Origin of the sequence: Sphingomonas molluscorum, assembly GCF_039522995.1 — a bacterium.
Lineage (GTDB): Bacteria > Pseudomonadota > Alphaproteobacteria > Sphingomonadales > Sphingomonadaceae > Sphingomonas > Sphingomonas molluscorum.
The window spans coordinates 1-19,912 of the sequence record NZ_BAAAEL010000016.1 but is presented as its reverse complement, the minus strand read 5'-3'; the positions used below and the strand labels follow the sequence as shown (position 1 = coordinate 19,912).

The window sequence follows — 19,912 nt, the reverse complement described above, 5'->3', positions numbered from 1 at the left end:
CCCGCTACAGCGCCCCCATGCCCGCCGATCCCGTGTCCGTTCTCCAGTCGACCTTCGGCTTCCCCGGTTTTCGCGGCGTCCAGGGCCAGGTGGTCGAACGGGTCCTCGCCGGCCAGCGCACCCTCGCCGTCATGCCCACCGGCGCCGGCAAGTCGCTGACCTACCAGCTCCCTTCCGTGGTGCTCGACGGCACCTGCGTCGTCATCTCGCCGCTGATCGCGCTGATGCACGACCAGCTGCGCGCCGCCACCGCCGTCGGCATCCGCGCCGCCACGCTCACCTCGGTGGACGAGAACCGGCAGGAAACGATCGCCCGCTTCCGCGCCGGCGAGCTCGACCTGCTCTACGTCGCTCCCGAGCGCGCCTCCAGCGGCCACTTCCGCGACCTGCTCGCCCAGGCGCCGCTCAGCCTGTTCGCGATCGACGAGGCGCATTGCGTCAGCGAATGGGGCCATGACTTCCGCCCCGACTATCGCCTGCTGCGTCCGTTGTTCGACCAGTTTCCCGATGTGCCGCGGCTGGCGCTCACCGCGACTGCCGACGCGCATACCCGCGCCGACATCCTCGAGCAGCTGGGCATTCCCGAAGAGGGGATGATCGTCGCCGGCTTCGACCGGCCCAACATCCGCTACGCCATCACTCCGCGCGACAACACCACGCGCCAGATCGCCGACATCCTCGCCGAACATCCCGGCCCCGGCATCGTCTATGCTCCCACCCGCGCCGCGACCGAGCGGCTGGCCGCCGCGCTCTCGACGCCCAAGCGCGAGGTGCGCGCCTATCACGCCGGCCTCGACCCTGCCGTCCGCCAGCGCAACCAGGCGGACTTCGTCGCGAGCGAGGACATGGTGATGGTCGCCACCGTCGCCTTCGGCATGGGCATCGACAAGCCCGACGTCCGCTTCGTGGCGCACGCCGGCCTGCCCAAGTCGATCGAGGGATATTACCAGGAAACCGGCCGCGCCGGCCGCGACGGCGACCCCGCGGTCGCCCACCTGTTCTGGGGCGCCGACGACTTCGCCCGCGCCCGCCAGCGCATCGGCGAGGTCGAGGCCGAGCGCCAGCCCGGCGAACGCGCCCGCCTCAACGCGCTCGGCGCGCTGGTCGAAACCGCCGGCTGCCGCCGCGCGATCCTGCTCGCCCACTTCGGCGAGACGCCACCCGATGCTTGCGGCAACTGCGACAACTGCCTCAACCCGCCTGCCGCCGTCGACGCGACCGAAACGGCGCGCAAGTTCCTTTCAGCCGTGTTCCGCACCGGCCAGATGTTCGGCGTCGGCTATATCGAGCAGGTGCTGCAAGGCCAATCGACCGAGCGCAGCATGACCAACGGGCATGAGTCGCTGTCGGTGTGGGGCATCGTCGAGGCGGAGGAAGCGCACCTCCTCAAGCCCGTCGCCCGCGCCCTGCTCCTGCGCGACGCCATCCGCGCCAACCCGCACGGCGGGCTGGAGTTCGGCCCCGGCGCCCGCGGGCTCTTGAAGGGGGAAGCGACCCTCAAGCTCGTCCTTCCGCCCAAGCGCGACCGTCGTCGCCGCGGGGCGGCCGGCGCCACCCCCAACCCGATCGGCAACCCGCTGTTCGAGGCGCTGCGCCGCCGCCGCCGCGAACTTGCCGAAGAGGCGTCGGTGCCGCCCTACGTGATCTTCCACGACTCCGTCCTGCGCGACATGGCGACGATGCGCCCGTCGAGCCTTCAGGCGCTCGGCCGCATCACCGGCGTTGGCGCGCGCAAGCTGGAGGCGTATGGCGACGCCTTTCTCCAGGTCATCCGCGAGGCAGCATGATCCGCACCATCGACAGCAAGGTCTCCGTCGCCCCCCAGATCGATCCGGCCCAGATGCCGGACATCGCCGCGGCCGGCTTCGTCGCGATCGTCAACAACCGCCCCGATGACGAGGAGCCGGGCCAACCCTCCGGAGCCGAGATCCAGGCGGCAGCGGAAGCCGCCGGCCTCGCCTACACCGCCATTCCCGTCACCCACGCCGGCTTCGGCCACGGCCAGCTCGACGCGATGCGCGCCGCGCTCGATGCCGCCGACGGCCCGGTGCTCGCCTATTGCCGCTCGGGCACGCGCTCCTGCAATCTCTGGGCGCTGGCCGAGGCCAAGGCCGGCGGCGACTCCGCCGAGCTGGTCGAAAAGGCCGCGGGTGCCGGCTACGACCTCTCGGGCATCCGTCCCACCCTGGACGCGCTGAGCGGCCGGTGAGCTAACAGGGCTAGCATGTCGGACGAACGCTTCGGTCTGCGCCGCCGCGCGCTGCTCGCCGGGCCGCTGCCGCTCGATGGCGGCGCGTCACTGCCTGCGGTCGAGATCGGCTATGAGACTTATGGCACGCTGTCGCCGGCGGCCGACAATGCGGTGCTGGTCTGCCACGCGCTGACCGGCGACCAGTATCTCGCCTCCGACCATCCCGTCACCGGCAAGCCCGGCTGGTGGACGCGCATGGTCGGGCCGGGCAAGCCGATCGACACCGATCGCTGGTTCGTGATCTGCTCCAACGTGCTCGGCAGCTGCATGGGCTCCTCGGGACCCGCGTCGATCGATCCCACGACGGGCGAGCAATGGGGCATGGCCTTCCCGGTCATCACCATCCGCGACATGGTGCGCGCGCAGGCGCTGCTGCTCGACCACCTCGGCATCGGCCGGCTGGCGGCCGTGGTCGGCGGGTCGATGGGCGGCATGCAGGCGCTGTCCTGGGCCGCCACCTTCCCCGAGCGCGTCGAGGCGGCGGTGGTGATCGCCGCCACCGCGCGCCATTCCGCCCAGAACATCGCCTTCCACGAAGTGGGGCGCCAGGCGATCATGGCCGACCCCAAATGGCGCAACGGCGCCTATTACGAGAGCGGCGACCCGCCCGCCGCCGGCCTCGCCGTCGCGCGCATGGCCGCACACATCACCTATCTGTCGGAAGCCGGGCTCACCGCCAAGTTCGGCCGCCGCCTCCAGGCGCGCCCCGACGGACAGGCCGGCGCCAAGACCTTCGGCTTCGACGCCGACTTCCAGGTCGAAAGCTATCTGCGCCACCAGGGCCTCGCCTTCACCGACCGGTTCGACGCCAACTCCTACCTCTACATCACCCGCGCACTCGACTATTTCGACCTCGCCGAGGAGCATGGCGGCATGCTCGCCAACGCGTTCCGCGACACCGCCACGCGCTTCTGCATCGTCAGCTTCGACACCGACTGGCTCTACCCGACTGCGGAGTCGCGGGTGATGGTCCAGGCATTGAACGCCGCCGGGGCCCGCGCCAGCTTCGTCGAGCTCTCCAGCCCGTTCGGCCACGACGCCTTTCTGCTCGAATCGCCCGAGCTCGACCGGGTGGTGCGCGGCTTCCTCACCTGGGGCCGCGCATGACCGCGCTGCGCCCCGATCTGGCGGTGATCGCCGCGAACGTGGCGGAAGGCGCGCGCGTGCTCGATGTCGGCTGCGGCGACGGCGCGCTGATGGCGGCGTTGCGCGACACCCGCGGCATCGACGCACGCGGGCTGGAGATCGATGCCGGCAACGTCGCCGCCGCCGTCGCGCGCGGGCTGTCGGTGGTGCAGGGCGACGCCGACACCGACCTTGCCGGCTATCCGGACGCGAGCTTCGACTATGCGATCCTCAGCCAGACGCTGCAGACGACGATGCGCCCGCATGTGGTGCTCGACCATCTGCTGCGGATCGGCCGGCGCGCGTTCGTATCCTTCCCGAACTTCGCGCATTGGCGGGTACGGGCGTCCCTGCTCTGGGGCGGGCGGATGCCGGTCACCCGGCTGCTGCCGGTGCCGTGGTACGAAACGCCGAACATCCACCACGTCACCATCGACGACTTCCGCGCCTTCGTGAAAGCGCGTGGGATCACCGTCGAGCACGCCTGGTTCCTGAAGGGCGACCGCCGCACCAGCGCCGCCGCCGCCAACTTCCGCGCCGAACACGCGGTGTTCCTGCTCCGGCGCTAGGGCGCTCCACACGTAACCCAAACCCCGGCGAAGGCCGGGGCCCAGTTGCGGTTTCGTTCGACTGGGGCACCCGCCTGCCTCCCCCTTTCACGTGCTCCTGCGAAGGCAGGAGCCCAGGGTCCCGGGCGCCAACAGCCGTTGGCCTGCTTGGCCCTGGATCCCTCCCTGCGCAGGGATACGGTTGTGGGCGGCGGTGAAGGAACGCAGGCACAAAAAAGGGGGCGCGCGGCCCCCTTCTTCGTTCCCATCGCAACCGCGATCAGAACGGCACGTCGTCGTCCAGGTCGTCGCCGAAGCCACCACCGAAGCCGCCACCACTGCTGCCGCCGCCCGAGCGACCACCGCCGCCACCGCTGCGCCCGCCGCCGCTGTTGAAGCTGCCGCCGCGACCGCCCGAGCCGCCGCCGAAGTCATCGCCACCGCCGAAATCGTCGCCACCACGGCTACCGCCGCCGCCACCCTGGCCGCCGCCCGGACCGTCGAGCATCGTCAGCACCGAGTTGAAGCCCTGCAGCACGATCTCGGTCGAGTATTTGTCCTGGCCGTTCTGGTCCTGCCACTTGCGGGTCTGCAACTGGCCTTCGATGTAGACCTTCGATCCCTTGCGCAGGAAGCGCTCGGCGACGTTCGCCAGGCCTTCGTTGAAGATCGCGACCGAGTGCCACTCGGTCTTTTCCTTGCGCTCGCCCGAGTTGCGGTCCTTCCACGATTCGGACGTGGCGATGCGCAGGTTCACCACCTTGCCGCCGTTCTGGAAGCTGCGCGATTCCGGGTCGCGGCCCAGGTTGCCGACCAGAATGACCTTGTTGACGCTGCCGGCCATGATGTCTCCATTAACTTTGAAATTGCGGGCGCGCGGGGCAATCGGTCGCAGCGACGTATGCCGGCCGGCGCGGGTGCGCTAGACTAGGCGGCATGGCCGAGATCATCAACCTGAACCGCGCGCGCAAGGCCCGTGCCCGCGCCGAAAAGGCAGCGGAGGCCGACGCCAATCGCCACCGCTTCGGCCGTACCAAGGCGCAGAAGGCTGCGGAGGCACAGGACCGGGAGCGCGCAGAACGCACCCTCGACGGCGCCCGCCGCGACCAAATCCCGGAGTAGGCAGCGCCCCTCGTGCTCCCGCGAAGGCGGGAGCCCAGGGTTCCAAGAGCCACCCGCCGTTGCTTTGCCGGACCCTGGATCCCCGCCTGCGCGGGGATACGGCTAAAGCCCCAGCGCCACCGCGCTCCAATAGGTGACGCCCGCCGCGATGTACGCCAGCCCGAACAGGTACGCGAGCATCAGCCCCGGCACGCGCCAGCCATTGGTCTCGCGCCGCACCACCGCGATCGTCGACAGGCACTGCGGCGCGAACACGAACCAGGCGAGGAAGGCGAGCGCGGTCGGCAGGCTCCAACGGCCCGACAGCCGCCCGCCCAGTTCCTGCGCACCCTGTTCCTCGTCCGCCGCATCGATCGCATAGACGGTCTGGAGCGCCGACACGGCGACCTCGCGCGCCGCCATCGCCGGGATCACCGCCAGCGACATCTCGTGGTTGAAGCCGATCGGCTTGAGCACGACCTCCAGCCCCGACGCGATCCGCCCGGCGGCCGAATATTCGCTCTGCTTCACGCCCTCCGGCGCCACCGGATAGGAGGCGAGCAGCCACAGCGCGATCGTGACGGTCATGATCGTCGTGCCCGCACGGCGCAGGAACACATAGCCGCGATGCCACAGCCCCAGCGCCACGTCGCGCAGCGACGGCATCTGGTAGCGCGGCATCTCCATCATGAAGCCGCCGCCCTGGCCCTTGGCCAGCGTCCGCCGCAGCACGAACGCCGCGAGCACCGCGCCGACGATGCCGGCGAGGTAGAGCACGAACAGCACCAGCCCCTGCAAGCCGACGCCCGGCGCCACCTGCCGCGCCGGGATGAACGCGCCGATGATCAGCGCATAGACCGGCAGCCGCGCCGAGCAGGTCATCAGCGGCGCGATCAAAATGGTGGTCAGCCGCTCCTTGGGATCGTCGATCGCCCGCGTCGCCATGATGCCGGGGATCGCGCAGGCGAAGGAGGAGAGCAGCGGGATGAACGCACGCCCCGAAAGCCCCACGCTCGCCATCAGCCGATCCATCAGGAACGCGGCGCGCACCATGTAGCCCGATGCCTCCAGCACCAGGATGAACAGGAACAGGATCAGGATCTGCGGCAGGAACACCACGACAGAGCCGACACCGTTGATGATGCCTTCCACCAGCAGGTCGCGCAGAAAATTCTCCGGCAGCGTGGCCACTGCCGTGTCGGCGAGCCAGCCCTGCAGTCCCTCGATCCAGCCGATCGGCGCTTCCGACCAGCTGAACACCGCCTGGAACATCACGAACATCAGCGTGAGCAGGATGATCGGCCCGAACACCGGGTGCAGCGCGATGGCGTCCATCGATCGCGTCACCGCCCGCGCACGCGGCTGCTCGGTGATCGCGACGCCGGCGACGCGGCGCGCCTCGCGCTGGAAATGGCGGATGTCCGCGTCGAAGCTGTCGAGCGGCGGCGGCAGCGTCGGGGGCGCGCCCGCCAGCACCTCGGCCAGCGCGTCGCGCAACGCATCGAGCCCGCGCTTGCGCACCGCAACCGTCGGCACCACCGGGCAGCCGATCTCCGCCGACAGTGCGGCGAGGTCGAACTTCAGCCCGTCGCGCTCGGCCATATCGACCATGTTGAGCGCCACCAGCATCGGCCGGTCCAGCGCCTTCAACTGGAGGACGAAGCGCAGGTGGTTGTCGAGGTTGGTGGCGTCCGCCACCACCACCAGCACGTCGGGCAGCCGTTCGCCCTGCTGGCGACCGAGCACCACGTCGCGGGTCACCGCCTCGTCGGGGCTGGAGGGATCGAGGCTGTAGGTGCCAGGAAGGTCGACCAGTTCCACCGGCCGGCCGTCGGGCAGCGCCATGCGCCCGGAATGGCGCTCCACGGTCACGCCCGGATAATTGCCCACCTTCTGCCGCGCGCCGGTGAGCGCGTTGAACAAGGCGCTCTTGCCGGCATTGGGGTTGCCGACGAGCGCGACCAGCGGTGGGTGGTTCATGATCCTGTCCGAAAAGGCCTCAGTCGACGGCCAGGGTGACGCGAATGGCGGCGGCGACATGGGGGCGAAGCGCCACCATCATCCGCCCGATGCGACAGGCGACCGGCCCGCCGCCGAGCCATGCGCGATGCAGCAGCTCGATCTCCACGCCCTCGTCCAGGCCGAACTCGCGCAGCCGCCGCGCCTCGGCAGGCTGCAGCGCGTCCCAATCCACCCCCGCCACGCGCGCATGCTGGCGCTGGGCGAGGTGCGAGAGGCTGGCGTTGGGCGAAAGCATTGCGAGTGATTATCAATAGTTGATGCGGAACGCCAGCTTTTTCGTTTTCAAACCGCCGGATAGCGCAGCCGGCCGATGAAGCGCGACAGGCTCAGCCGCCGCTCGCTCGACGCACGGCCCACCCATTGCGCCTTGGCCTTTTCGAACTGCATGATGTTGTCGATCCGCCGCGACAGGAACGCGCGGGTATCGGCCCAGCCCTCGCTCTCGTCGTCCAGGAACACGGTCACGGTGGTGCCATAGACGGCCCCCAGCGTCGCGCGCTTGGTGTAGTGGTTGTAGTCGGTCGCGGTGTCGCCCGCGAGCCGCCACATCAGGTCGACGCTGCGCCAGCCCAGCCGGGTGGCACGCGCCAGGTTCTGCGGCATCGCCAGGATCGCGAGCGCGCGGCGCAGCGCCTCGCGCTGAGGCGCGACCGCGGCGAGTCGCGCCTCGACCAGCGCGGTGATGCGCTGGCGGATCTTCATCGCGGCGAGCGTGTCCGCGGGCAGCCGCTCCATCATCAGCCGGTCGATATGGGAGAACCAGGCGTCGATCATGTCGAGCGGGCTCGGCATCGCCGCGCGGGCGACGTCCGGGTCGATGCCCAGCTGCTCGGCGGCCATGGCCACGGCAGCGGGCGCCCAGCCATCGAACGCGGCGTTCGCGGCCACCACCGGCGCCAGGGCAGCGCGCAGTTCGTCCAGCGTCGCGTCTTCGAATGCTGCGGTCGCCATCGCGGCCTCCTTCATGGGATCAGGCCACCGATCTAGTCTGCCCGGCGGCAGGCGCAACCTTCGGCTCGCGCCGGACCAGCACCAGCGCGGCGGCGACCAGCAGCGCCCCGATCAGGTCGGGGGTACCCGGCCGCTCGCCATAGACCGCCCAGCCGATCCCGCCCGCCACGATCGGCTGGAGCAGCAACGTGATGCCGATCACCAGCGGCGGCAGCCGGCCGAGCGCATAGATCATCAGCCCCTGGCCGAACACCTGGCTGACCAGCGCCAGCCCGATCAGCGGCCCCCAGCCGGCCACGTCCAAAGGTACCAGCCGCTCGCCGAGCCCAATCGCCAGCACCAAGAGCGGCGCCATGGTCGCGACTCCCGACAATGCCAGCGCCGGCATCGGCGGCACCGCCGCGCGCACCCGCGCCATGCCGATAAAATAGACCGCGTAGGCCAGCCCCGCGAACAGCGCGAGCAGGTCGCCGACGAGATGCGCGTGCGACAGCTCCGCCGACTGGCCGAGCAGCATGCCCCCGCCGACCATCGCCAGTAGCAGCGCTGCGACCTGTGGCCGGCTCGGCCAGGCGCGCGCGATCAGGAAGCCATAGACGGGGTAGATCAGCGTGGCCGAATTGGCGAACAGCGTCGCGTTGGCGAGCGTCGTGCGGTGGATGCTCACGTTCCAGGTCGCGAGGTCCGCGGCAAAGGCGAGCCCCGCCACCAGCAGCACCGGCCAGAAGGCGAGCCCCCGCCGCAACGCCCCGGGATTGGCGATCGCCGACCAGGCGAGCAGCGCCGGCATCGCCAGCGCCAGCCGCCAGAAGCCGGCGGCAACCGGCCCGGTCTCGGCCAGCCGCACCAGCCAGGGGCCCATCGCCAGCGTCAGGTTGGCGACCACCGCAGCCGCCAGCCCCATTCCCGTCCCGCGGCTCTCCGAGTTCATCGGCTCAGCCGCGGCGCCGGATCAGGCGAAGCGCTGGCGCAGCGCCAGCATGGCGAGCGCCGCCTTGGCGGCTTCCCCGCCCTTGTCCTTGTCGTTGCGATCGGCGCGGGCCAGCGCCTGCGCCTCGTTCTCGACGGTCAGGATGCCGTTGCCGATCGGCAGGCCGTCCATGGCCAGCGCCATCAGCCCGCGCGCGCTTTCGTTGGCGACGATCTCGAAATGATAGGTCTCGCCGCGGATCACCACGCCCAGCGCGACATAGGCGTCGAACTGGCCGGTCTCGGCCGCCATCGCGACGGCGCCCGGGATCTCCAGCGCGCCCGGCACCGTGACGATCTCGTAATCCTGCCCGGCCTCCTGCAGCGCGGTGCGCGCGCCGTCGAGCAGCAGGTCGTTGAGGTGGTCGTAGAAGCGCGCTTCGACGATCAAGATGCGGGCCATGTCAGCGCTCCGTGTCGATGGGACGCTCGCCGACGATCGACAGGCCATAGCCGTCGAGCCCGACGAGGGTGTGATGGGTGTTGGTGAGCAGCACCATTTCGGCGACGCCCAGTTCGTTCAGGATCATGGCGCCCACGCCATAGTCGCGCAGCTGGTCCATGTCGGCGGGATTGAGCTCGCCGGTGCGCGCCTGCATGGCGACGGTGAACTGGTCGAGCCGCGGCTTGTTGATCACCACGATCACGCCAGCGCCCTCTTCGCCGATGATCTCCATCGACCGGCTGAGCAGCTCCGCGCGGCGCCCGGTCTCGCCGAAGATGTCGGCGAAGGGCGACATCGCGTGCATGCGCACCAGCGTCGGCTTGGTGGGATCGATACGGCCCTTCACCAGCGCGACCTGCTCGCTGCCCGTCGCCTTGTTCCAGAAGGTCATCGCCGTCCACTCGCCGCCCCAGCGGCTGGTGAAGCGGCTTTCCGCCCGCTTCTCGACCAGATGGTCGTGGCGGCGGCGATAGGCGATCAGGTCGCGAATCGTGCCGATCTTGAGGCCGTGGAGCTGCGCGAAGCCGACCAGGTCGTCCAGGCGCGACATGGTGCCGTCCTCGTTCATGATCTCGCAGATCACGCCCGCGGGGTTGAGCCCGGCGAGCCGCGCCACGTCCACCGCCGCCTCGGTATGCCCGGCGCGCACCAGCACGCCGCCATCGCGCGCGATCAGCGGGAAGACATGCCCCGGCGTCACGATGTCGGCCGCGCCCTTGGTCGAATCCACCGCCACCGCGATGGTGCGCGCACGATCGGCCGCCGAGATACCAGTGCTCACCCCTTCCTTCGCCTCGATCGAGACGGTGAAGGCGGTCTCGTGCCGCGTGCCGTTGTTGCGGCTCATCAGCTCCAGGCCGAGCTCCTCGACCCGCGGCTTCGACAGCGCCAGGCAGACGAGGCCGCGGCCGTGCGTCACCATGAAGTTGATCTTCTCCGGCGTCGCCATCTGCGCCGGGATCACCAGGTCGCCTTCATTCTCCCGGTCCTCGTCGTCGACCAGGATGAACATGCGCCCGTTGCGCGCCTCGTCGATGATCTCCTCGGGCGAGGAGAGAAAGCCGTGGCGGAGCCGGGCAGGTTCGAGGGAGCCGGGTTCAGGCAGCGCCATGCTGCGTCCTTTCACGATAGCGCTCCATGCGCTGGAGATAGCGGGCGAGCACGTCGATCTCGAGGTTGACGGCCTGCCCCTCGGTGATGTCGGCAAAGGTCGTGACCTCGGCCGTATGGGGAATGATGTTGAGGCCGAAGCGCGTCCCCTCCGGCCCGTCCTCGACGCTGTTGACGGTCAGCGACACGCCATCGACCGTGACCGAACCCTTGGCGGCCAGATACGGCGCGATCTCGGGGCCGGCCAGGATGGTGACGCGATGCGATCCGCCTTCCTGGGTGACGTCGAGCACGTCGCCCAACCCATCGACATGACCGGTGACGATGTGCCCGCCCAGTTCATCGCCGAGCTTCAGCGCCCGTTCCAGGTTCAGCCGGCGACCGGCGGTCCACTGGTCGCGGGCGGTACGCGACACGGTTTCCCCCGACACGTCGACCGCGAACCAGCCCGGCCCCTTGTCGACCACGGTCAGGCACACGCCCGAACAGGCGATCGACGCGCCCAGGTCAACGGTTGCGGTGTCATAGCTTGTGGCGATGCGGACGCGCAGGTCGCCCGTCTGCTCTACGGCCTCGATGGTGCCGATGTCGGTGACGATTCCGGTGAACATATCAATCTCGCTCGCGCTCGTAGACTTCGCGCCGGTCGCTGCCAAGCGAACGCGCCTCGATAAACCGCCATCGGCCATGGGCCTCGGCCAGGCTGGACAGGCCCAGGTCGCCCACCGCAGACGTGCCCGCGCCGATCAGGATCGGCGCCCGATAGAAGAGCAGCCGGTCGACCAGGTCGGCGGTCAGGAAGGCAGCGGCGGCCCCCGCCCCGCCCTCGACCAGCAGATGATCGACGCCGTCCAGCGCGCCCAGATCGGCCAGGTCGTGCAGCGCCTCCCACCCCTCGGGTGCCGCGCCGCGGGTCAGCAGCAACCGGCGCGGGCTGCGATGCTCCAGGCCGGGCAGGCGCACGTCCAGCCGCGGCGCATCCGCGTCATAGGTGCCGCGCCCGACCAGGATCGCCTCATGCCGGGCTCGCTCGCGGTGGACATCGGCGCGCGCCTCCGCCCCGGTGATCCACCGGCTCTCCCCCGACGGCAGCGCGATCCGCCCGTCGAGCGAGGTCGCAAGCTTCAGCGTCACATGCGGGCGGCCCAGCGCCAGGCGCGTGAGGAACCCGGCCATGCTGCGCCGCGCCTCGGCCGCGCACACGCCCTCGGTCACCGCGATCCCGGCCTGCCGCAGCCGGGCGATGCCCTGGCCGTTGGTGCGGGAATCGGGGTCGGTCAGCGCCACCACCACGCGGGCCGGCTGTGCCGCGACGATCAGGTCCGCGCAGGCCGGTCCCCGCGCGGAAACATGCGCGCAGGGCTCCAGCGTCACATAGAGGGTCGCGCCCTTCGCGGCCGCGCCCGCTTCGGCCAGCGCCACCGCCTCGGCATGCGGGCGCCCGCCCGGCTGGGTCCAGCCCTGCCCAACCACACGACCATCGGGCGCGACGATCACGCAGCCAACATTGGGATTGGGCGCGGTCTGCCCGCGGCTGCGCTCGGCCAGGGCCAGCGCCTCGCCCATCCAGCGCGCATCGTCGGTCGTGTCGGCCAAGGAGGTCAAAGCCCCCAGGCGGTCATGCCGTCGTCGAGCTTCTTGAACTCGGCCTGGATCCGCGCGCGCCGCTTCTCCAGCTCGGCGATCTCCTTCTGGCGCTTGGCCTCGTCGATCTTCTGCTGGGCACGGATTTCCTCATCCGTGCGGTCGAGCCGCCAATCCTGGACGTAGATGATCTCGCGCTTGTACGGCCGCTCGAAGTGGGAATCATGGACGAACGCCCAGATCCACAGGCCGGTGATCGTCACCGCCAGCGCCAGGAACGCCCATTGGTGCGGCCGCCGGTGCGACAGGAACAGTCGCAGGTCATGGTACGCACGCAGCGGCGACAGGTGGCGCAGGATCCTCATGGGCCTTCCAGATAGGCGTCACCGCCCTCGGCCACCAGCCCCTGCGCCGCCCCTTCAGTTCTCCATCTCGAAACGCACCGTCATCACCCGCCAGCTTTCGACGGCGACCCCATCGCGCGTGGCGGCACGGAAGCGCCATTTGGAGAGCGCCTGCCGCCGGGTCGCCTCCCAGAACGCGTCACTGGTCGCGCGCACCGGCTCGACCGCAGTCACCCGTCCATCGGCGCCGATCCGCACCCGCACCGTCACCGCGCCGTTGCGCTCGGCGCGGCGCTCGGCGGGCGGGTAGGCCGGCTGGAACGCGTCTTTGTAGCGCGGGTCCGGTGCGGCATCGACCAGCACCGGCATCGGCTTGGGCGGATCGACGGTGACGCCCGTGCCCGTCCCGCCGGGCGTCCCCGTCGTCGGCGGCGGCGGGGTGATCGGCAGGGTCGCATCGCTCGCCATCACCGTTTCGTCAGGCCGCGGCAGGTCGACGAGCGGCTTCGGCAGGAAGGGGAGCGTCTGGGGCGGGGGCTGGACCGCCTTCTCCACCGGCTGGGGCTCCGGCTTCACCTCCGGCGGCGTCGGCGGCAGCGGGATGGCGGTCGTGTTCAGCGCCGGGTCCTCATAGCGGACCACGGAGACCGATCCGGCCAGCAGCATCGCGGCGAGCAGGCCGCCGTTGATCGCCAGGGCAACGCCCATGCTGGCAGGGTGGAAGCGGCGTTCGGAAGCATAGCGATTCGCGTACATCGGCTTCTCCTCGTTCGTGCCCTCCAAGGGCCGAGCAGGCAACGGTACATCATAACACTACAGACGCAATGGCGCGCGTCTTCGCGCCACTTCGGGAGCACTCCACCCTCCCGGCCCCCGATACCGGCGGAGGCGAAACCTCTGCAAAGCGCTGACCGTGCTCCTGCGAAGGCAGGAGCCCAGAGTCCCAAGCACCGCACGTGAAGGTCTGCTTGGCCCTGGATTCCTGCCTGCGCAGGAATACGGACGACCAAAGGCAGCCCCTGCAACGGCGGAGGATGCGCGGGCTAGCGGACCTCCGCCTGCCCCGCCGCGCGCAGCCGAGCGATCGCGGCATCCCGCCCGATCAGCGGCAGCAGCGCCGCCATGTCCGGTCCATGCTCGCGCCCCGTCAGCGCCAGCCGCAGCGGCAGGAACAGCGCCCGTCCCTTGCGCCCGGTCGCCTGCTTGAGCGCCCCCGTGAGCGCCGCCCAGCTCGGCCCCGCCCAGTCGATCGACTCGGCCACCCCAGCGGCCTCGGCGACGAAGGCGCGATCCTCGTCCGACAGCGTCGGCGCCGCGATCGGCCCCGTCACCACCTGCCACCAGTCCGCCGCCTCGGCGACGGTCGACAGGTTCGCGCGGATCACCTCCCAGCCCGCCCGGTCCATGCCTTCCGGCAGCTCTGCCTGCACCCGCTCCCAGTCGAGCTGGTGGACGATGCGCGCGTTGAGCGCCTGCAACTCCGCCTCGTCGAACCGCGCGGGCGCCCGTCCGAAGCGTGCGAAGTCGAACCCGGCGATCAGCGGCGCCCGGTCGACCAGCGGCTCTACGGGATCGCTGGTGCCCAGCCGCGCCAGCATCGCCACCACCGCCTCGGGCTCGATCCCCATCGCGCGGAACTCGTCGACCCCGGTCGCGCCCAGCCGCTTCGACAGCTTGCCTTCGGCACCCGTCAGCAGCGCGACGTGCGCGAACTCGGGCAGCCCCGTGCCCAGGCTTTCGAACATCTGGATCTGCGTCGCGGTGTTGGACACATGGTCCTCGCCGCGGATCACGGTCGTCACGCCCATGTCGATGTCGTCGATCACCGAGGGCAGCAGATAGAGCCAGCTGCCGTCCGCGCGCCGCACGACGGGATCGCTCAGCCGCGCCGCCTCGAACCGCTGCTCGCCCCGCACCAGGTCCTGCCAGCCGATCGGCGCGTCATGGTCCAGCCGGAACCGCCAGTGCGGCCGCCGCCCCTCGGCCTCCAGCCGCGTGCGGTCCGCGTCCGTCAGCGCCAGCGCGGCGCGGTCGTACACCGGCGGCAGCCCGCGCCCGAGCAGCACCTTGCGCCGCAGCTCGAGTTCCTCGGGAGTCTCATAGGCCCGATACACCCGCCCCGCGGCGATCAGCTCGGCGAAGCACGCCTCATAGCGATCGAACCGCGCCGACTGGCGCTCCTCGCCCGCGACGTCGATCCCCAGCCACGCAAGGTCGGCGCGGATCGCGTCCACGAACCGCTCCTCCGATCGCGCCGCATCGGTGTCGTCGATGCGCAGCAGCAGCCGGCCGCCATTCGCCTTGGCATAGAGCCAGTTGATCAGCGCCGCGCGCAGGTTGCCGAGGTGGAGCCGCCCGGTGGGGCTCGGCGCGAAGCGGGTGGTAACGGTCATGCGCCGAGCCTGTAGAGCGATTCGACCGCCGGTGGAATTGCCCGGAGCCACACTCCCCTCCCTGCAAGGGAGGGGCAGGGGGTGGGTTGGCAAGCGAAGCGAAGCCGCTCGACGCCAGCCGAGTGCGACGCGGCGCCGACGGAAAGCCCCCCATCCGCCACCGAAGAAAGCCGCCGAGTCCCTCGGCGGCACCCACCCCCAACCCCTCCCTAAGAGGGATGGGAGAGGATGCCACCTCACCGCTTCGGGCTGGCCCCCACCTGCCCCAGCCCCGTCGCCGTCCAGTAGATACCCCCCAGCAGGTGCTGCAGGTATCGCTCGTCCCGGTACATCTCCGCCTGGTGCCCCAGCAGCGTCACGAACACGCGCCCCTGTTCATGCCGGTGGTACCAGGCCTCCAGGTGGTGCGCGCCCATCCGCCCGCCGACCTGGCCGGGCCAGATCCGCGTCGGGTCATAGCTCGCCTCGTCCACCTCCAGCACGGGGTTCACCGCCAGCCGGTGCGGGTTCTCGGTCACGTAGAACTCGTCGCTCCAGATCCACCGCTCCGGAAGCCCGAAGCTGGCCGGAAAGCCCTTGTCGGCGACGGTGACCACGCCCGTCTGCACCTTGGGATGGTTGACGAAGGACCGCCCGACCAGCCGCTCGTACCACGGCCACGCCCCCGCCGGCACGATCGCGGCCCGGTGCACCACCATCGCGTTGCCGCCACCGCGCATATAGGCCTCGAACCGCTGGCGCTGCGTCGCACTCAGCTGCTCGGCCGGCGTGTTCAGGAACAGCACCGCCGCATAGGGGCTAAGGTCGCCGTCGAACACCGCCGGGTCGCTCGTCCAGGTCAGCCCGATCGAATGCAGCCGCGCCAGCTTTTCCAGGCTCTCGCGCGCGACCGGGATATATTCATAGTGATAGGTGCTCGGCGTCGCGATCACGAGCAGCTTGAACTGGTCCTCGGCCCATGCCGCGCCCGGCATCAGCCCCCAGACCAGCACCGTCAACAGCCGCAGGATCGCCTTCATCGCCTTCTCCCCCATCCAGCCCCTTGTAGCGAACCCGCGCCCCGGCGCGAGGTCGACCTTTGTCGCAGGGCGGCTCAGCAGGAAACGCTAGCGAACCGCCGCGGTCCGCAACTCGTGCACGCGCAGCCGCGGGAACACCTCTTCCAGCGGCTTGCTGTCGGGCAGCACATAGACATAGCCGCCCTTCTTCGCGAACTGCGGCCGCAGGAGCTTGCCGTAGAACGCCCGGGGCACGTTGATGCAGCCGAAGGTGACGCGATTGTCTTCCGCCGTGGGCGACAGCATCCGCTCGCGGCGGCGCTCCTTCTTGGCCGCATCCGCCGGGATCGTGTGGATCGCCACCGAGGTCGCATAGTCCACCCACAGGATCCGCTCCTTGCGGAACGGGATGCCGAACTTCGCCAGGAAGCGCCCGGCCGGCGTGGTCTTCTCGGCCGGGCCGATCTCCGCCAGCTTCTTGCTGCCGACGCCCGCGGTGGCATCGTCGCCCAGGGCGATGCCGATCAGCACCGGTTCCTGTGCCAGCTGCTCGCCCTTCGCGTCGAACAGCAGCATCGTCGCATTGGGCTTGTCGATGATCGCAAAGGGAAGCCCGTGGTTGTCGCCCGATGCCGTCACCCAGTCGGCGACGCGGCTCGCATCGGCGGAACGCACCGTCCCGGCCTCGGCCTTGAAGCTCGCGGCTTCCGGCGCCGGCGCTTCCTGTGGACGTGCAACCGCTGCGGCGGGAGCGGCCAGTGCGATGCCGGCCAGCACCCGGAGAAAAAAGGTCATCAAATGCAGATACTCGAAATCCGGCCGTCCCGTAAGGGACGACCGGATGTTGCGGACGGGGTAGGTCGATCAGTGGCGCGGGCGCTTGGGACGAGCCTCCTGCGCCTGGAGCCGCTGCTCCACGCCATCCACGCGGCCGTTGATCTGGTCGAGCCGCTGGCCGTTCGCCTGCGCCTCTGCCAGCGCCGCCTTGGCGGTGCCGTCGGTCTCCTGCAGGCGTGCCTCCAGCGTGTCGACCCGCTGGCTCACCGGCGCGATCTGCTCGCGGACGTACGACTTGGTCGCACAGCCGCTCAGCCCCACACCAGCCACCAGGACGATCAGGGCAGGCGCGATTTTAGAGGCATTGAATGACATCGTAGTTCTTTCACTCGTTGATCTGCCGGAACAACCAAGCTGACGGAGGAAAGTTCAACAATCCCGCTTGGGTTCGGATGTGCATTGCGTCAGATCAACCGACAGTGTTGCACGACTTCAACACTTTCCTGAACATCTATTCATCTACCTGAACTGTTGTTCATCTAGCTGAACGGCTGTTCATCTACGCTCCCCCAGAACAAGTCCCGGCTAGTTTTTGCCTTTCCGCCCGGAGCCACCCGAAAAGGGGTCGATCGGGATGCCGTTTGACGGTTCCTTTTCGCGGACCGCCCCGGCGGGCTTGCCACGCTGGCCCTCGACGCAGCGGCGCAGCTCGGCGACCGCCGCCCCGCTTCCATCCAGGCTCAGCCGCTCGACGGGCACGTCCCCGCGAAAGATCTGCAGCGTGGGGGAAGCGGCAAAGTGCGCCGGGAACTTCGCGCCGAAGTCGGTGACGAACCCCTGTTTCCCGCCAGAGGCCATGCCAACCGCGAAATGCTTGGGGAAGCTCGCCTTGGCGAGGCGGAAGGTGAGTTCCAGCCGGTCCTTCGGCTTGATCGACCAGTTGGCGTTGAGCACCGTCAGGTGGTTGGTCCCGTCGACCTCCAGCCCCAGCAGCAGCGTCGTTCGCCCGGCACGATCATATTCGCGCGTCAGGAAGCAGCCCTTGCCGTCCCGGCTCGCCGCCACCGTCCAGGCCCCCACCTCGCGCGTCGCATAGTCGCCCGCAACCGCCGGCGTGCCCGCGAACATCCCCAGGACGAGCCCCAACGCTGCAAAGGTCGGACGCAGAGTCGCCCGGCTCCCCGGCCCGGCGAACTCGAACGGTCGTGGTGGTAGCATGCGCATCCTTCTCCAACGCGGTGCAGCCCGCAATGGGCACCGCTGGTTAAGACAGACAGATGCCATAGCCGTTCCCCACCGGCTTTGAAGAGAGGGTGAATCGAAGGTGTGTTCGATGCCCTCAGGCGCGGGCCTGGACGCTTTCTGCAGGTGCCCGCAGCTCGAACAGCTTGGTTCCCGGTGGCGGGGGGATGAACAGGCCGCCGATCGACGCCATCAGTCGCTTGGCGATCCCCATCCCCAGGCCGTTTCCGCCCGGTTCGGGAAAGGGAAGCCCGTCATCATCGACGCGCACAACGGCCTCTCCCCCGCGGTCTCCGGTGATCGTCACCCGGATGCGGCCTGGCCTTCCTTCTTCGAACGCGTGCTTGATCGCATTGGTCGCAAGCTCGTTCACCACCAGCGCAAGGGTGGTGATGTGGTTCGCCGGAAGGCCCTGCACGTCATCTGCGGCCTCGAAGGAAATCCGGATCGAGCGCGGCTCTGCCTGCGCTTCCAGTGCAGCGCAGACCTGACGTAGCGCCAGTTCCAGGGTTGCGGGCTGCTCCCGATGAAGCGTCCGTCGCGCATGCGCGAGGACCGAGACGCGCTCCATTGCGTCCGTAAGCGCCCCTCGAACTTCCGGGTTGGCGGCACGCCGGCTCTGAAGAGCCAGCAGGCTGACCACGAGCTGAAGGTCGTTGCTGCATCGATGGTTCGTCTCGCGCAGCAGCAGGTCATGGTCCTGGGCGGGGTGCCGATCGGTGGGTGCCGTCGGCGATTGGTTGCTTGCCACCGGGGCCCAGGAAGGCTCGAGTCGCGCTTCGCCGGGCGGAGCAATGTGCAGATATCGTGGATCGAACCCGCCGACCTGCCGCAGCTTTGCCACGTCCGGGATGGTCATGGTCCGGTTCGCGGTCGCGATCAGGCCATCCCTACGCAGGTGCTGCATCGTGCGATTGACGTGAACGGAAGTGAGCCCCAGCGCGTCGGCCACCTGCTCCTGTGTCAACGGGAAGGCGAAGCTGCTCTCCTCGCCATTCTCCGCGCCGAGCCGGGCGCTCAGCTCGCATAAGAGGTGCGCAAGCCGTTCGGTCGCCGACCGACGGCCAAGCGACAGCACCATTTTGCTCAGGATCACATTCTCGATCAGGCCGAGCCAGGTGAAGGTGCGCGCAATACCGGGATGCTGCGCCGCTAGTGCCAGCGCGCGGTTCCGCGCCAGTGTCACGATCTTGGTCTGCGTGATCGTCCGGACACCATAGTCGAGCCGGTCGAACATCAGCGAATCCAGGTTGCTGACGTCGCCCGGCACCAGCACGGCGGCAAGCTGGCGGCCACCTTCTCTTGTCGTTGCGTACCGGCAGGCCCAGCCCTCCGTCACGATGAACAGCGCGTCTGCGTGCGCGCCCTCGCGAACCAGGTCGATATTGGGACCAACCGGCTTGGCGATCGATACGGCGTCTGCAAGCGCATGCCGTTCCTCGCGCGAGAGGAAGCGGGACTTCCAGAGGCGAGTGGCCGAAAGCGGCGTCTCGGGCCCGGAAACAGGTCGAGCTGCGGGCGATATCCCGGGCTGGTGCGCCTCCGTCACGAGGCGTCTGGCCGGATCGGTTCGGTTGAAGCGATCTTCTCGAGATATGCCTCTGCGAGCTGATAATGAACCCGCACCACGCTGTGCTGCGTGCTCTCCTGAGCGCGCACGAGTTCGACCTCAGCCCGCCGTTGGTAATAGGATCGATCGTCCTCGAACATCTTACGTCCCTTCCGATGTCGGTTCACGACCGGTACATGGGAGATCGCTGGTGCTGGACGCTGCCACCACCCAATGTGGGATGAGCCACAATCCTTTGCGGTAGATCAGAGCCACGCAGACACCCCGTCCACGCGGCACCCGAATGTAGACGAACCGCAGATTTCCTGGAGTTGTTGGAAAAAAAGCTGTCGTGCGTGGTCCCTGATCCCGGGTGAGAACTGTGGGATGGAACACAAAGCGCCTGCTTGCTGAACTGGGTCAGCGTACTTATATCTAGGGTCAGGACTCGTTGATCACAGCCAGAAGATGACGGTGGCAGCGAGGGCGATTGCGGAGAAGAA

The 19,912-nt window shown here is 69.3% G+C and carries 23 protein-coding genes; 5 read left to right on the top strand and 18 right to left on the bottom strand.

From position 1 onward, the window contains the following. Positions 1-17: 17 nt before the first annotated feature. The 4 genes from recQ to metW are packed head-to-tail and all read left to right on the top strand — an operon-like array spanning position 18 to position 3,945. Complete coding sequence (gene recQ, locus ABDZ92_RS16445; protein ID WP_125962459.1) at positions 18-1,787, top strand: DNA helicase RecQ; 1,770 nt, start codon at positions 18-20, stop codon at positions 1,785-1,787. Beyond that, complete coding sequence (locus ABDZ92_RS16440) at positions 1,784-2,209, top strand: protein tyrosine phosphatase family protein (RefSeq protein WP_125962460.1); 426 nt, start codon at positions 1,784-1,786, stop codon at positions 2,207-2,209. Before recQ ends, ABDZ92_RS16440 begins: the two co-directional genes overlap by 4 nt. 15 nt (positions 2,210-2,224) lie before the next feature. Beyond that, positions 2,225-3,358 (top strand): homoserine O-acetyltransferase MetX, encoded by a 1,134-nt coding sequence (gene metX / locus ABDZ92_RS16435; RefSeq protein WP_125962461.1) that lies wholly within the window; start codon positions 2,225-2,227, stop codon positions 3,356-3,358. Further along, the gene (gene metW / locus ABDZ92_RS16430; protein ID WP_125962462.1) at positions 3,355-3,945 is read left to right on the top strand and encodes a methionine biosynthesis protein MetW; all 591 of its coding nucleotides are present in this window, start codon (positions 3,355-3,357) and stop codon (positions 3,943-3,945) included. Before metX ends, metW begins: the two co-directional genes overlap by 4 nt. Before the next feature lie 259 nt (positions 3,946-4,204). Here metW and ssb read toward each other — a convergent pair whose 3' ends face one another. Further along, a complete protein-coding gene (gene ssb, locus ABDZ92_RS16425) occupies positions 4,205-4,768 on the bottom strand; it encodes a single-stranded DNA-binding protein (protein WP_125962463.1) in 564 nt (187 codons plus the stop codon). 92 nt (positions 4,769-4,860) lie between these two features. On the opposite strand from ssb, the gene ABDZ92_RS16420 reads away from it, so the two are divergent. Beyond that, positions 4,861-5,046 (top strand): DUF4169 family protein, encoded by a 186-nt coding sequence (locus ABDZ92_RS16420; RefSeq protein WP_125962464.1) that lies wholly within the window; start codon positions 4,861-4,863, stop codon positions 5,044-5,046. 102 nt (positions 5,047-5,148) lie between these two features. Here the strand turns inward: ABDZ92_RS16420 and feoB are convergent, their stop codons facing one another. The 17 genes from feoB to ABDZ92_RS16335 form a co-directional block, all read right to left on the bottom strand. Next, complete coding sequence (feoB, locus tag ABDZ92_RS16415) at positions 5,149-7,005, bottom strand: ferrous iron transporter B (protein ID WP_125962465.1); 1,857 nt, start codon at positions 7,003-7,005, stop codon at positions 5,149-5,151. 19 nt (positions 7,006-7,024) lie between these two features. After that, positions 7,025-7,282 carry a FeoA family protein gene (locus tag ABDZ92_RS16410; RefSeq protein WP_125962466.1) on the bottom strand — a complete coding sequence of 86 codons (258 nt, stop codon included), beginning with the start codon at positions 7,280-7,282 and terminating at the stop codon, positions 7,025-7,027. A 47-nt stretch (positions 7,283-7,329) separates the two neighbouring features. After that, positions 7,330-7,998, bottom strand: coding sequence for a COQ9 family protein (locus ABDZ92_RS16405; protein ID WP_241212064.1), 669 nt, complete (start codon positions 7,996-7,998; stop codon positions 7,330-7,332). 19 nt (positions 7,999-8,017) lie between these two features. Further along, a complete protein-coding gene (locus ABDZ92_RS16400; protein WP_125962468.1) occupies positions 8,018-8,929 on the bottom strand; it encodes a DMT family transporter in 912 nt (303 codons plus the stop codon). 21 nt (positions 8,930-8,950) lie between these two features. Further along, a complete protein-coding gene (gene ribH, locus ABDZ92_RS16395; RefSeq protein ID WP_239436535.1) occupies positions 8,951-9,370 on the bottom strand; it encodes a 6,7-dimethyl-8-ribityllumazine synthase in 420 nt (139 codons plus the stop codon). 1 nt (position 9,371) lies between these two features. Next, complete coding sequence (gene ribB, locus ABDZ92_RS16390; RefSeq protein WP_125962470.1) at positions 9,372-10,523, bottom strand: 3,4-dihydroxy-2-butanone-4-phosphate synthase; 1,152 nt, start codon at positions 10,521-10,523, stop codon at positions 9,372-9,374. Further along, a complete protein-coding gene (locus tag ABDZ92_RS16385; RefSeq protein WP_125962471.1) occupies positions 10,510-11,133 on the bottom strand; it encodes a riboflavin synthase in 624 nt (207 codons plus the stop codon). Before ABDZ92_RS16385 ends, ribB begins: the two co-directional genes overlap by 14 nt. A gap of 1 nt (position 11,134) precedes the next feature. Then, the gene (ribD, locus tag ABDZ92_RS16380; protein ID WP_272695604.1) at positions 11,135-12,118 is read right to left on the bottom strand and encodes a bifunctional diaminohydroxyphosphoribosylaminopyrimidine deaminase/5-amino-6-(5-phosphoribosylamino)uracil reductase RibD; all 984 of its coding nucleotides are present in this window, start codon (positions 12,116-12,118) and stop codon (positions 11,135-11,137) included. Positions 12,119-12,123: 5 nt separating this feature from the next. Next, a complete protein-coding gene (locus ABDZ92_RS16375; RefSeq protein ID WP_125962472.1) occupies positions 12,124-12,471 on the bottom strand; it encodes a hypothetical protein in 348 nt (115 codons plus the stop codon). A gap of 54 nt (positions 12,472-12,525) precedes the next feature. Then, a complete protein-coding gene (locus tag ABDZ92_RS16370) occupies positions 12,526-13,206 on the bottom strand; it encodes an energy transducer TonB (protein ID WP_241212066.1) in 681 nt (226 codons plus the stop codon). A 287-nt stretch (positions 13,207-13,493) separates the two neighbouring features. Then, positions 13,494-14,843, bottom strand: coding sequence for a glutamate--tRNA ligase (gene gltX / locus ABDZ92_RS16365; RefSeq protein WP_272695603.1), 1,350 nt, complete (start codon positions 14,841-14,843; stop codon positions 13,494-13,496). A gap of 236 nt (positions 14,844-15,079) precedes the next feature. Further along, positions 15,080-15,877: a ThuA domain-containing protein gene (locus tag ABDZ92_RS16360; protein ID WP_272695602.1), complete on the bottom strand. Its 798-nt coding sequence runs from the start codon at positions 15,875-15,877 to the stop codon at positions 15,080-15,082. A gap of 72 nt (positions 15,878-15,949) precedes the next feature. Then, positions 15,950-16,636 (bottom strand): hypothetical protein, encoded by a 687-nt coding sequence (locus ABDZ92_RS16355; protein WP_125962523.1) that lies wholly within the window; start codon positions 16,634-16,636, stop codon positions 15,950-15,952. A gap of 69 nt (positions 16,637-16,705) precedes the next feature. Further along, positions 16,706-16,993: a hypothetical protein gene (locus tag ABDZ92_RS16350; RefSeq protein ID WP_125962524.1), complete on the bottom strand. Its 288-nt coding sequence runs from the start codon at positions 16,991-16,993 to the stop codon at positions 16,706-16,708. Positions 16,994-17,203: 210 nt separating this feature from the next. Further along, positions 17,204-17,836, bottom strand: a complete 633-nt coding sequence (locus tag ABDZ92_RS16345) for a hypothetical protein (RefSeq protein WP_125962525.1) — start codon at positions 17,834-17,836, stop codon at positions 17,204-17,206. A 121-nt stretch (positions 17,837-17,957) separates the two neighbouring features. Further along, on the bottom strand, positions 17,958-19,409 hold the full coding sequence (locus tag ABDZ92_RS16340) for a helix-turn-helix domain-containing protein (protein ID WP_125962526.1): 1,452 nt from the start codon (positions 19,407-19,409) through the stop codon (positions 17,958-17,960). Continuing rightward, complete coding sequence (locus tag ABDZ92_RS16335) at positions 19,406-19,570, bottom strand: hypothetical protein (protein WP_272695601.1); 165 nt, start codon at positions 19,568-19,570, stop codon at positions 19,406-19,408. The genes ABDZ92_RS16340 and ABDZ92_RS16335 overlap by 4 nt, the downstream gene beginning before the upstream one ends. Positions 19,571-19,912 lie beyond the last annotated feature (342 nt).